This is a genomic window from Acidovorax sp. GW821-FHT09B03 (assembly GCF_059418305.1).
In genome coordinates this window covers 18,998-30,297 of sequence record NZ_JBWKPP010000022.1, presented here as the reverse complement: position 1 = coordinate 30,297, position 11,300 = coordinate 18,998, and the positions used below count along the sequence as shown (strand labels likewise).

Annotated in this window: 12 protein-coding genes; 8 read left to right on the top strand and 4 right to left on the bottom strand. The window is 67.0% G+C overall.

The window, feature by feature from the left end; genetic code table 11:
• Positions 1–221: 221 nt before the first annotated feature.
• The 5 genes from AC07PA_RS28170 (at position 222) to AC07PA_RS28150 (ending at position 4,672) form a co-directional block, all read left to right on the top strand.
• A complete protein-coding gene (locus AC07PA_RS28170) occupies positions 222–479 on the top strand; it encodes a hypothetical protein (protein WP_494608020.1) in 258 nt (85 codons plus the stop codon).
• Between the two features lie 49 nt (positions 480–528).
• Positions 529–1,209, top strand: coding sequence for a glycosyltransferase family 2 protein (locus tag AC07PA_RS28165; protein ID WP_494608021.1), 681 nt, complete (start codon positions 529–531; stop codon positions 1,207–1,209).
• Between the two features lie 15 nt (positions 1,210–1,224).
• The gene (locus AC07PA_RS28160; protein ID WP_494608023.1) at positions 1,225–1,470 is read left to right on the top strand and encodes a hypothetical protein; all 246 of its coding nucleotides are present in this window, start codon (positions 1,225–1,227) and stop codon (positions 1,468–1,470) included.
• A gap of 221 nt (positions 1,471–1,691) precedes the next feature.
• Positions 1,692–4,100 carry a catalase gene (locus AC07PA_RS28155; protein ID WP_494608025.1) on the top strand — a complete coding sequence of 803 codons (2,409 nt, stop codon included), beginning with the start codon at positions 1,692–1,694 and terminating at the stop codon, positions 4,098–4,100.
• 143 nt (positions 4,101–4,243) lie between these two features.
• Complete coding sequence (locus AC07PA_RS28150; protein ID WP_007857161.1) at positions 4,244–4,672, top strand: hypothetical protein; 429 nt, start codon at positions 4,244–4,246, stop codon at positions 4,670–4,672.
• A 54-nt stretch (positions 4,673–4,726) separates the two neighbouring features.
• Here AC07PA_RS28150 and AC07PA_RS28145 read toward each other — a convergent pair whose 3' ends face one another.
• The 4 genes from AC07PA_RS28145 to kaiC are packed head-to-tail and all read right to left on the bottom strand — an operon-like array spanning position 4,727 to position 9,472.
• Entirely contained in the window at positions 4,727–7,033 is a 2,307-nt protein-coding gene (locus tag AC07PA_RS28145; RefSeq protein ID WP_494608027.1) for an ATP-binding protein, read from the bottom strand.
• Positions 7,030–7,365: a circadian clock KaiB family protein gene (locus tag AC07PA_RS28140; protein ID WP_494608029.1), complete on the bottom strand. Its 336-nt coding sequence runs from the start codon at positions 7,363–7,365 to the stop codon at positions 7,030–7,032. The genes AC07PA_RS28145 and AC07PA_RS28140 overlap by 4 nt, the downstream gene beginning before the upstream one ends.
• Before the next feature lie 5 nt (positions 7,366–7,370).
• On the bottom strand, positions 7,371–7,697 hold the full coding sequence (locus AC07PA_RS28135) for a circadian clock KaiB family protein (RefSeq protein ID WP_007857158.1): 327 nt from the start codon (positions 7,695–7,697) through the stop codon (positions 7,371–7,373).
• Between the two features lie 5 nt (positions 7,698–7,702).
• Entirely contained in the window at positions 7,703–9,472 is a 1,770-nt protein-coding gene (gene kaiC / locus AC07PA_RS28130) for a circadian clock protein KaiC (protein ID WP_494608031.1), read from the bottom strand.
• A gap of 264 nt (positions 9,473–9,736) precedes the next feature.
• On the opposite strand from kaiC, the gene AC07PA_RS28125 reads away from it, so the two are divergent.
• The 3 genes from AC07PA_RS28125 (at position 9,737) to ku (ending at position 11,300) form a co-directional block, all read left to right on the top strand.
• A complete protein-coding gene (locus AC07PA_RS28125) occupies positions 9,737–10,036 on the top strand; it encodes a hypothetical protein (RefSeq protein WP_494608033.1) in 300 nt (99 codons plus the stop codon).
• A 105-nt stretch (positions 10,037–10,141) separates the two neighbouring features.
• Positions 10,142–10,279, top strand: coding sequence for a DUF3606 domain-containing protein (locus AC07PA_RS28120; RefSeq protein WP_494608035.1), 138 nt, complete (start codon positions 10,142–10,144; stop codon positions 10,277–10,279).
• A gap of 13 nt (positions 10,280–10,292) precedes the next feature.
• On the top strand, positions 10,293–11,300 hold the full coding sequence (gene ku, locus AC07PA_RS28115) for a non-homologous end joining protein Ku (protein ID WP_494608037.1): 1,008 nt from the start codon (positions 10,293–10,295) through the stop codon (positions 11,298–11,300).

Below are 11,300 nucleotides of genomic sequence, written 5' to 3'. Positions count from 1 at the left end.
CGCTCGGCCCTTGTATGGTTCGATCCCACCACTGTCGCGGCAGTGCGCGCGGTGCCTGGTCGGCCCGTGGCGGCCTGCGTTGTGGGACAGGTGCCCAAGCACGGGACCGCAGGCTGCAAGGCCCATTTTTTGCGTGCATGACAACGCTTGAGGATGCTGTCTGACAAGCCCGGCGCAGGCCAAAGGTTACTTTCAGCCACCCACCTGACAAGGAGCATGCCGTGACCACCCAGCCCCCGCCCGCCACCTCCGTCCGCCGCCCTGCCGGCGAATTCCCGCAGCCCGTTTCGCCATGGGAAAGCCGTGGCCTTCTGTACGCCGAAGTGGCGGGGGCCCTGGTGGTGCTGGCGCTGGTGCTGGCAAATAGCATGGATCCTGGGTTCTGGCCCACCACGGCCGGTGCGGTGCAGGCACAGGTGCAGCCGGCACCCAAGGCGACCCTGGTCACGGCCGCGCCGTCTTCAGAGTCCTCGGAATGAAGCCGGCCCCCACACACGCTCTGCGACAAGCGCCGGGCGGGGCCCGCACATGATTGCCGTCATCGTCCCGGCCCACAATGAAGAGGACCACATCGGGGCCTGCCTGCGTTCGCTGGCGGCCGCCTCGGCCTGCCCCGATCTGATGGGCGAAGCCGTGCTGGTGATCGTGGTCCTGGACGATTGCAGCGATGGCACCCAGGGCATTGCTGCCGCACTGGGCGCGCGCACCGTGGACTGCCAGGCTCGCAACGTCGGCACGGCACGGGCCATTGGCGCGCATCTGGCACTGGCGGCCGGTGCGCGCTGGCTGGCCTTCACCGATGCAGACAGCGAGGTGGCCTCCACCTGGATTGCGCAGCAGTTGTGCCAGCAGGCCGATGCCGTGTGCGGCACCGTGCAGGTGCGCGACTGGGGCACGCATGGCGATGCCGTGCGCGCGCAGTTCGATGCGCTCTACCAGGACCGCGACGGTCACCGGCACATCCACGGTGCCAACCTGGGGCTCACAGCGCAGGCCTACAGCGAGGTCGGCGGCTTCGAGCCCCTGGCCACGGGGGAGGACGTGGCCCTCGTGCATCGGCTGCAGGAACGCGGTCTGTCCATCGCCTGGACCTCTGCCACCCGCGTGACGACCAGTGCGCGCAAGCAGTTCCGTGCGCCAGCCGGCTTTGGCGCCACGCTGCTGCAGCTGGGGACCACGCTGACGGCGCTGCCTGCCCTGCTTGGGTGACGAAAGACCTGCCCCATGAACGATTGGCTTGACTGGATACAGTGGCCGGCCTTCGCCGCCTCGGTGCTGGCTGCGTGGCTGGTGGGCTCCAAGGAGTCCCGGCGCCGCAACGCAGGATTCTGGGTGTTTCTGGGCAGCAACCTGCTGTGGGTGGCCTGGGGCGTGCACTCCCATGCGATTGCATTGATCGCACTGCAAGTCTGCCTGGCGGCTATGAACATCCGCGGCCTGTTCAAGACGGAAGACGCTTCAGACAGTTGAGCTGCCCATTGCCCGTCGTAGGACAGGCGCTCGTCTGTCGTCGCAGTCCGGCGCCCCGCAATCGTCGGTAAGCCATGCTGCACGTGGTCGACAGCCCGCCAGTGGTGTACATGCAGCCATGCGGTCAGGCCAACTGCAGCGTGTGTCCTACATCTTCGTGAGGCCATGCGCCTACCCTGAAGCTTCTCGCCAATTTTCCATCACCTGAAGCAAGGTTCCCCATGATCCAAGACCCCAAGAGCGCCAAGGCCGGCAAGAAAAGCGCAGATGCTGCGCCCGCCAGAAATACCGACAGTGCACCCTCTGCCATGGCGGGCGCTGTCGATGCGCTGTCCGCCAGGGCGATACAGACCAACGACCTTGTCGCCGCCAGGCCCTACAACCCCAACAAGGCCGGCGAGCACGGCTTTGCCAACGGCGTGAACCCCGCGCAGGGCGCCACTGCCGAGCCGGCTTCGCGCCTGCCATCGGGCAGCACTGTCTCCGAGGAAAACAGCAGCGCCAAGACCGGCACGGTGGCGCCAGAAGGCGTGAACGCCACCATCGCGCCGCTGGACCGCGTGCGTGTCGATTCCGCCGGCCAGGTGCTCACCACCAACCAGGGCGTGCCCATAGCCGACAACCAGAACTCGCTCAAGTACGGCGAGCGCGGCCCAGTACTGCTCGAGGACTTCATCCTGCGCGAGAAGATCACGCACTTCGACCATGAGCGCATTCCGGAACGCATCGTGCATGCCCGGGGCTCGGGCGCCCATGGCTTCTTCGAGTGCTACAAACCCCTGACGGACCTCACGCGCGCCGCACCGTTCAAGGAGGCCGGCAAGGTCACCCCGGTGTTCGTGCGCTTTTCCACCGTGCAGGGCGAACGCGGCTCCAAGGACACGGCGCGCGACGTGCGCGGCTTTGCTGTCAAGTTCTACACCGACGAAGGCAACTGGGACCTGGTGGGCAACAACATGCCCGTGTTCTTCATCCAGGATGCGATGAAATTTCCGGACCTGGTGCATGCCGTCAAGCCCGAGCCGCACCACCAGATGCCGCAGGCCGCCAGCGCGCACGACACCTTCTGGGATTTCGTCTCGCTCATGCCCGAGTCCACCCACATGCTGATGTGGGTGATGTCCGACCGCGGCATTCCACGCAGCTATGCCACCATGCAGGGCTTCGGTGTGCACAGCTTCCGCTTCGTGAATGCGGCGGGCGAGTCGGTGTTCGTCAAATTCCATTGGACTCCCAAGGCCGGCACCCATTCGCTGGTGTGGGACGAGGCGGTGAAGATTTCCGGCGCCGATCCGGATTACCATCGCCGCGACCTGTGGGAGCGCATCGAGGGCGGCGCCTACCCCGAGTTCGAACTCGGCGTGCAGGTGTTCACGGAAGAGCAGGGCGACGCGTTCAGCTTCGACATCCTGGATGCCACCAAGCTGATCCCCGAGGAGCTGGTGCCCATCCGCCCCATCGGCCGCATGGTGCTCAACCGCAACCCCGACAACTTCTTTGCAGAGACCGAGCAGGTGGCCTTCTGCACTGCGCACGTGGTGCCGGGCATCGACTTCTCCAACGACCCCCTGTTGGCGGGCCGCATCCACTCCTACGTGGACACGCAGATCTCGCGACTGGGCGGACCCAACTTCCACGAGCTGCCCATCAACTCGCCCATCGCCCCGGTGCACAACAACCAGCGCGACGGCATGCACCGCCAGGCCATCCATCGCGGCAAGGTGGCGTACGAGCCGAACTCGCTAGGGGGTGGTTGCCCGTTCCAGGCCGGGGCAGCGCAGGGTTTTGTCTCTGTGCCCGCCCGCATCGAGGCCAAGGAAGCCCAGGGCAAGGTGCGTGCCAAGCCCGAGAAGTTTGCCGACCACTACACCCAGGCCACCTTGTTCTTCGACAGCCAGACCGCGGTAGAGCAGGCCCACATCGCCGCCGCCTTCCGCTTCGAGCTGAGCAAGGTCACGGTGCCGGCGATCCGTGAGCGCATGGTCTCCTCGCTGCGCAACGTGTCGGATGACCTGGCCCGGCAGGTCGCCACCGGCATCGGCATGGCGGCCTTGCCGGACGCCATGCCCCGGGCCCTGGCCAAGCCGCCCAAGCCCGAGGTGGCAGCTTCGCCCGCACTGTCACTGCTTGCACGCCCTGGCGACGGCAGCATCCAGGGGCGAAAGATTGCCATCCTGGTGGCCGATGGCATCGTCGGTCAGAGCGCCGTGGAACTGCACGCGGCCCTGTTTGCGCAGGGCGCCGTGCCGCGCTTCGTGGCGCCCCGCATTGGTCCGGTGAAGACGGCCGACCAGGTAGCCATCGACGCGGATGCATCGCTGGAGAACGAACCGGGCTTCCTGTTCGATGCGCTGGCGCTGCCCGATGGGGAAGAGGGTGTGCGGATGCTGGCGACCGACGGCCACACGATGGAGTTCCTCAAGGACCAGCACCGGCATTGCAAGACCATCCTGGTCATGCCCGCGTCCTCGGCCTTGATGCTCAAGGCCCAGATCCCGTCGACGCTGCCTTCGGGAGATCCCGATCCCGGGCTGTTCCTGGGTTCCACGCCAGCGGACTTCGGGGCCTTCATCCAGGGCATTGCCCGCCATCGCCATCCTGAGCGGGAGACCGATCCTCCTGCTGTGTGAGGCCAGGCCCAACCCGCAGGCCATTCGTTCGCAGCTTTGCGGCCCGGTGTGGCCACAAGGCACTGGAAGAAATCCGCGCGTACCGGCATGGCCGGATGCGTCAACCCAAATTAGCGGTATGCCTGCATGCCCTGTTGTTCACCATGCAAGAATTTCTTCCCCATTCCCGACCCCGAGGAAAAACCCATCCCTTCGCGCCGGTCGATCTCTCGACCGACTGGCAAGTGGGCGGCATTATCAAGGCCAGGGCGTTTCGCGTGGCCGCGCACGCAGGCCATGAAGCCTGCTCCAACGGGGTCTACACGGTGGAGCGTTGTGTCGGCTCCATCGAGCTGACGGGCAATAAGGCGGGGCAGACCCATACCACCTTGCTGATCGGCTTTTCTCTGGCACCCGATCTGCCGGCGCCCAGCTTCAGCATTGCATCTCGCGAGGCGATCGGCACGCTCACGCTGCCGGCGCATCTGTTCGGGGCCTTCCTGGCCATCGTCCATGCCTCGCCCCTGTATTTCCGGATGGGGGGCGACGGTTACTGCAACGCCATTGCCAACGATGCGACGTTCCTGACCTAACCTTCTTCCAACCCAGCCGGTACTGGCAGGACCACCGCCAGGTACGGGCCAGGGTCAGCGTGCGGCCCGGGTACGGTCGGTCTGGCCATCCATCATGTCGCGCACCTTGCGGGCCAGGGCCGTGAGCTCGAAGGGCTTGGTCATGACTTCCATGCCCGCATCGAGCAGGCCATTGCCCACGGCAGCGTTCTGGGCAAAGCCGGTGATGAACAGCACCTTGAGCTGCGGCCGGTCCTGCCGTGCCGCGTCCGCCACCTGGCGGCCGTTGAGCCCGCCGGGCAGGCCCACGTCGGTGAGCAGCAGGTCCACGCGGCGCATGGAAGCCAGGGTGCGCAGGGCGCTGGGGCCGTCGTGGGCCTCTACCACCACGTAGCCGGCGTCCTTGAGCACCTCCACCGTCAGGGTGCGGATGGTGCTTTCGTCCTCCACCACCAGGATGGTTTCGCCATCGCCCTGCTGCACGCTGTCGGTGGGGCTTTCCGCCGCGTCTTCCAGCACCTGACCGTCGTGGCGTGGCAGGTACAGGCGCATGGTGGTGCCCACGCCCACCTCGGATTGCACGCGCACGTGGCCACCCGACTGGCGCACGAAGCCATACACCATCGACAGGCCCAGGCCCGTGCCCTGGCCCGTGGGCTTGGTGGTGAAGAAGGGGTCGAAGATCTGCTCGATGAGCTCGGCCGGCATGCCCGAGCCGGTGTCGGTGACGGACAGGCACACATAGTCGGCCACCGGCAGGCCCTGGCTGCGCACCATACCGTCCGTGGCCGCGATGTTGGTAGTGGCGATGGCCAGGCGCCCGCCGCCGGGCAGCATGGCGTCGCGCGCGTTGATGCACAGGTTGAGCAGCGAGTTCTCGAGTTGCGAAGGGTCCACGCGGGTGGTCCACAGGGCCTCGGCCGCCGTGCATTCGACCTGCACGTCCGGCCCGACCGAGCGGCGCACCAGCTCTTCGAGCCCGGCCACCAGGCGGTTCAGGTCGGTAGCCTTGGGGTCCAGTGTCTGGCGCCGGGCAAAGGCCAGGAGTCGCTGGGTCAGCGCCGCTGCGCGCTTGACCGAGTCCTGGCCCATGGCGATGTAGCGCTCTGCCTGGTCGAGCTTGCCCTGGCGCATGCGCACCTTGAGCACCTGCAGGCTGGCACTCACCGCGCCCAGCAGGTTGTTGAAGTCGTGGGCTATGCCGCCCGTGAGCTGGCCCACGGCCTCCATCTTCTGTGACTGGCGCAGTGCCTCTTCCACGGCCATCAGCTCGCCCGTGCGCGCCGCCACGGCGGCTTCGAGATTCTCGTTCACATCGCGCAGCCGTGCTTCGCTGAGTGCCAGGGCGTTGGCACTGCGCACGCGTTCGGAAACCGACCGGATGCGCTCGGCGAACTCGTGCACGAAGTCGACTTCCTCCAGCGTCCACTGGCGCGTGCCGCCGTAGTGCAGCAAGAGGATGGCCACGAGCTGGCCCTGCTCGATCAGCGGCACGCTCAGCAGGGCTCCCACCCCCTGGGTATCTAGCGTTCCCCGGGGGTAGCGGGCGGGGTCGGCTGCGGTGTCGGCCACCACCAGGGGGTCACCGCGCCGCAGCACATCGGAGAAGGAGGCGAGGTCCTTCACGCGCCAGGTGCCAGCCAGCGTGGCCAGGCCATGGCCGCTCCAGTCCTGGTCGATGGTGCACAGCTCGCCCGTGGCGTCGATGCTGCCGTAGCAGGCCCGGTCCACGCGCAGTGCTTCGCCCAGCAGGCGCGCGCCTTCGGCGGCGATGGCCGGCAGCTCGCCCACCTCGCGCAGCCGCTCAGGCAGGCGCGCCAGCAGGTTGCGCCAATGCTCGGCGCGCCGGCGCTGGGTGACGTCGCGCACCACGGCCAGCGAGCCCAGGGGCCGGCCCAGCGGGCCGAGCAGGGGCGAGACCACGGCCTCGACGTCGATCAGCCGGCCATCGTTCACGCGGTGCACGGTGCCCAACGTGGCCAGGGGGGCGCCGGGGGCGCTCACAGCGGAGTCCTCCCCGCCGCTGCCGGGCATCTCGGTGAAGATGAACTGCCGGGGCTGGCCCAGCACGTCGGAGGACTGCACGCCGTAGAGCCGCTCCGCGGCGGTGTTGACGTACATCACCAGCCCGTCCTGGTCGAAGGCGAAGACGGCGTCCTCCATCTGGCCCAGCACGTCCTGGCGCAACTGGTCAGTGGCCGCGTGCGCACTCTCCAGGGTATAGATGGCGTTGTTCACCACAAGCGCATCGACGTCGCCGGTGTGGATGGCGTGCAGCGTTTCCTCCAGCTCCTGCAGCCGCAACCGGAGGGTGGCGTTCTCGGCGGTGAGGTCGCCCTCGCTGCCCAGGCTCGGGGAAGGTTCGAATGCGTCCGCCGTCATACGGCCCCCGGCGATGGCAGCAGGCCGAAGGCCTTGCGCAAGCGGCCCAGGTCCGACAGGTCACCGATAAAGCGGCGCTGCGGCAGCGGCGCCAGGCGCAGCAGGGTGGGCGACACGATGATCTGGTCGGCCCGCGCCGCATCTACGTTCTCGGCGATGTTCAACACCGTGAGTTGGTGCGCGCCGGGATAGGCCTCCTGCAGGATACGGCGCGCGTTGGCGATGGCACGCAATGATATGGGCGAGGCCATGCTCACATACAGCCGGTAGTCGTTGAGGGGCGAAACCTCGGCTGGCTGATCGCGGTGCGCAACATGGCGGGTTTCGGTCATGGGGTTCAGACGAGGGGCTTCACGTCCAGCCCGACGAGCACGCGCTCCTCGTTCGAAAGGTCGCCGATGATCTTGCGGATCGGCTCGGGGAACTTGCGCACCAGCGTCGGCACGGCCAGGATCTGGTCGCCGGCCGCCAGCTGCGGGTTGACCAGCAGATCCACTACCTCGATGCTGTAGCGGCCCGCCAGGTGCGTCTCGCACAGGCGCTTGAGGTTCTCCAGCGCGGCGGCGGAGCGGGGCGTGGAGCCGGCCACGTACAGCCTGAGCTGCCATTCGGGCTTGGCGGAAGTGGCGGATGCCTTTTCGCGCAGGGGGGTGATTGTTGCCATGGAAGTCAGCCTTTGCGTGCGGCGGTTTTGCTGGCGGCGCTGCCGCTGCCGCTGCCGCTGGTGCCGCGCCTGGCCGCGATGCTGCGCGCGCGATCCTGCACGCCCTGGGCTTCCAGCTGCTCGCGCTCGATCTCGAACTCCACCTCGCCGGCGCGCTCCAGGGCTTGCGCATTCAGGGCCGCGATCTGCGCATCCAGTGTCTTGCGGCGGTTGGCCAGGTCGCGAAGGCGGCGCGCGTGGTCGCGCCCGCGCAGGTCGTTGGTGGCCAGCAGCTGTGCCTCGTGGGCGATGCGTGCCGTGCCGGTGAGCACCTGGTCGCCAAAGAGGTACACGTCCACCAGGTCCACGCCCGTGTCGGAAAAGACGAACTCGCGCACCTGGTTGGAGTGCGGCATGCCGCGCGACTTGAGCACCTGCAGCGTGCGCGTGCGCTCGCCGTTGACGGCCACGTTGGCCAGCAGCAGCCAGCTGTCCATCAGCGAGGACACGCCGACCTCCGAGGTGGCCAGGGGGGTGTTGGCCGCATCGGCCGTCAGGCTGGTGAACAGCGCCGTGGTGCCCTGAGTCTTGAGGAAGTCGATGAGCCGCATCAGCGTGATCTTGAGCCCGGCGTCATCGCCCTGCGAGGTCAGGTTGCTGATGGGATCCACGACAACCACGCTGGGCGCGAATTCGCGCACCAGGTCGTACATGTGCACCAGGTGCTGCTCCAGGCCCTGAAGGGTGGGGCGCGTGGATTCAATCCTGAGCAGGCCCTTGTCTACCCAACGGCGCAAGTTCAGTCCGATGGACTCCATGTTCCGCAGCAACTGGCTCTCGGATTCCTCGTAGGCGAACAGCACGGCTTTTTCGCCACGTGCGCAGGCGGCATTCGCGAAGCTGGCAGCAATGCTGCTCTTGCCCGTGCCGGGCGCGCCCGAGACCAGCAGGCTGCTGCCCCGATATACCCCTCGGCCACCCAGCATGTCGTCCAGGCCGGCGATGCCGGTGGAGACGCGCTCGCGTGAGGCCTGGTGGTTGAGCGCCAGCGAGGTGATAGGCAGCACCGACAGGCCGGTGCGGCCGATCAGGAAGGGGTACTCGTTGGTGCCATGGGCCGAGCCGCGGTACTTCACCACACGCAGGCGTCGGGTGGAGACCTGTTCTGCGATGCGGTGGTCCAGCAGGATCACACAGTCGGCTACATACTCCTCCAGTCCATAGCGGGTGAAGGCGCTGTCGCCGCGCTCGGCGGTGATGATGGCCGTGACCCCCTTGTCCTTGAGCCAGCGGAACAGCCGGCGCAGTTCGCTGCGCAGGATGGCATGGTTGGGCACGCCCGCGAACAGGGCCTCCACGGTGTCGAGCACCACGCGCTTGGCACCGATCGAATCGATGGCATAGCCCAGGCGGATGAACAGGCCTTCGAGGTCGTACTCGCCGGTCTCCTCGATCTCGCTGCGCTCCACGCGCACGAAGTCCAGTGCCAGTTTCTTCTGCCGCTGCAGCTTTTCGAGGTCGAAGCCCAGAGAACGCATGTTCTCGGCCAGTTCCTCGGCCGACTCCTCGAACATCATGAACACGCCGGGCTCGTCGTATTCGGTAGCCCCTCGGACCAGGAATTCCGCGGCCAGCATGGTCTTGCCACAGCCCGCTGCGCCGCACACCAGGGTGGGGCGCCCGGCGGGCAGGCCGCCTTCGGTGATTTCATCGAGGCCGGAGATGCCGGTGGGCGACTTGGCAATGCCGGCGGGCGTTGTGGGCGGGGCTTTCTGCTTTTTACGGGTGGCGGCCATCGGTGCGCGATCAGGTGGAGATGGAATGAAGGGCTGGCGATGCTCCGGCCGTGACCGGACGTAAGCATCGTAGGAAATCCCTGACCGCCTCACTGTAGGACACGACCGGATTGCGCTGCGCGGTGGGCACCGGCCCTTGCGCAGACGCGGTTCACGCCGCAGAATTTGCCAGGTCGGTTGCCGCCGCAGCCCACATGCTTTTCAACCCGCCCACCTCCGGAGGTTGCCATTTCCCACGCGCCCGGTCAGGACCAGCTGCAGAAAGTGCGCTGCTACACCCTCTTTTACCCAGGGGGGCGGGTGTACGCGGGCGATACCGAGGGGCACCTGATCGCGCTGGCACTGGTCAGCCACCGCAATGGCCGCTACAGCTACACGCTGGAGGGCAACGGCTTCGCAGCCGGCGGGCTGGACACGGCCCATGCCCTGCTGGAGGCCATCGCCAGCCAGCTCACGGCGGAGTACATCGAGGCGCAGTTCCACCACAGCCCCGACCTGGCGAAGGCCGATGTGTTCGACCTCACGGCCGGGCCGCACCTGAACATCCGGCTGCCAGTCTCCTAGCCCGATTTCGGGCGCTTGGCCGGGAGGCGGAGCGGCTGCTGTCCTACAAGGCCGCCCCTGGGCGGGTGTTACTTTCCAGAGCACCTTCTGGAAAGGACAAGCGCCATGAGCGACGACAAGGACAAGACTGCACAGGACCGCCATTTCATCAACCTCAGCGAGCACTACGAAGTGCGCGACTGGTGCAACAGCCTGGGCGTGACCGAGGCGCAGCTGCGCGAGTACCTGAGCCACACCCGCTGAAGAGGGCGGCGCGATGGCCCGGGCAACAGAAGATGAAGGCAAGGCACCCACCTCCACCCGCACGATGTGGAAGGGGGCGATCAGCTTTGGCCTGGTGCACATTCCCGTAGGCCTGTACTCGGCCACGGTGAGTTCGGGCATCGACTTCGACTGGCTCGACAAGCGCTCCATGGAGCCCGTGGGCTACAAGCGCGTGAACAAGGTCACGGGCAAGGAGATCGCCACGGCCGACATCGTCAAGGGCATCGAGTACGAGGACGGGCACTACGTGGTGCTCACGCCCGAAGAAATCGCCGCGGCCTACCCCAAGATCACGCAGACCATCGAGATCGAGACCTTCCTCGATGCCGACGAGATCCCCTTCGTCTACCTGGAGCGGCCCTACTACACGGCCCCGCTCAAGCGCGGCGAGAAGGTCTACGCGCTGCTGCGCGAGGCCCTGCGCCAGAGCAACAAGGTGGGCGTGGCCAAGGTGGTCATCCAGACCAAGCAGCACCTGGCGGTGCTGATCCCCTGCGGGCGCGCGCTGATTTTGAACCTGCTGCGCTGGGGCGGCGAGATCCGCTCGTTCGAGCAATTGAACCTGCCGCCGCTGGATGCCAAGGCCGCCGGCATCAAGCCGGCCGAGATGGACATGGCGCTGCAGCTCATCGACGACATGACCCAACCGTGGGACGCAGACGGCTTTCGCAACTCGTTCGCGCAGGAGATCCACAAGCTCGTCGAGACCAAGGTGGCCTCGGGTGAGACCGCCACGGTGGTCAAGGTCGACAGTGGCAAGGAAAGCGCCCCGGCCGGTGCCGATGTGCTGGACCTGACTGCACTGCTCAAGCGCAGCCTGGAGGGCAAGGGCGGCAAGGCCACGGCCAAAGACGCCAAGGGCAAGGCGGCATCCGTGACGCCGCTGCCCGCCGCGAAGAAAAAGGCGGCGGCCAAGCCCGCTGCCAAGAAAGCTCCAGCCAAGCAGGCAGCCGCCAAGAAAACGGTCGCCAAGAAGGCGCCTGCGCGCCGGGCGGCCTGA

Bases quoted from the DNA above. Each gene is read 5' to 3' on its own strand.
- AC07PA_RS28145 (WP_494608027.1), bottom strand. From the start codon at position 7,033: ATGACGGCGGACGCATTCGAACCTTCCCCGAGCCTGGGCAGCGAGGGC.
- kaiC (WP_494608031.1), bottom strand. From the start codon at position 9,472: ATGGCCGCCACCCGTAAAAAGCAGAAAGCCCCGCCCACAACGCCCGCC.
- AC07PA_RS28150 (WP_007857161.1), top strand. From the start codon at position 4,244: ATGCAAGAATTTCTTCCCCATTCCCGACCCCGAGGAAAAACCCATCCC.
- AC07PA_RS28140 (WP_494608029.1), bottom strand. From the start codon at position 7,365: ATGACCGAAACCCGCCATGTTGCGCACCGCGATCAGCCAGCCGAGGTT.
- AC07PA_RS28165 (WP_494608021.1), top strand. From the start codon at position 529: ATGATTGCCGTCATCGTCCCGGCCCACAATGAAGAGGACCACATCGGG.
- AC07PA_RS28155 (WP_494608025.1), top strand. From the start codon at position 1,692: ATGATCCAAGACCCCAAGAGCGCCAAGGCCGGCAAGAAAAGCGCAGAT.
- AC07PA_RS28120 (WP_494608035.1), top strand. From the start codon at position 10,142: ATGAGCGACGACAAGGACAAGACTGCACAGGACCGCCATTTCATCAAC.
- AC07PA_RS28160 (WP_494608023.1), top strand. From the start codon at position 1,225: ATGAACGATTGGCTTGACTGGATACAGTGGCCGGCCTTCGCCGCCTCG.
- ku (WP_494608037.1), top strand. From the start codon at position 10,293: ATGGCCCGGGCAACAGAAGATGAAGGCAAGGCACCCACCTCCACCCGC.
- AC07PA_RS28135 (WP_007857158.1), bottom strand. From the start codon at position 7,697: ATGGCAACAATCACCCCCCTGCGCGAAAAGGCATCCGCCACTTCCGCC.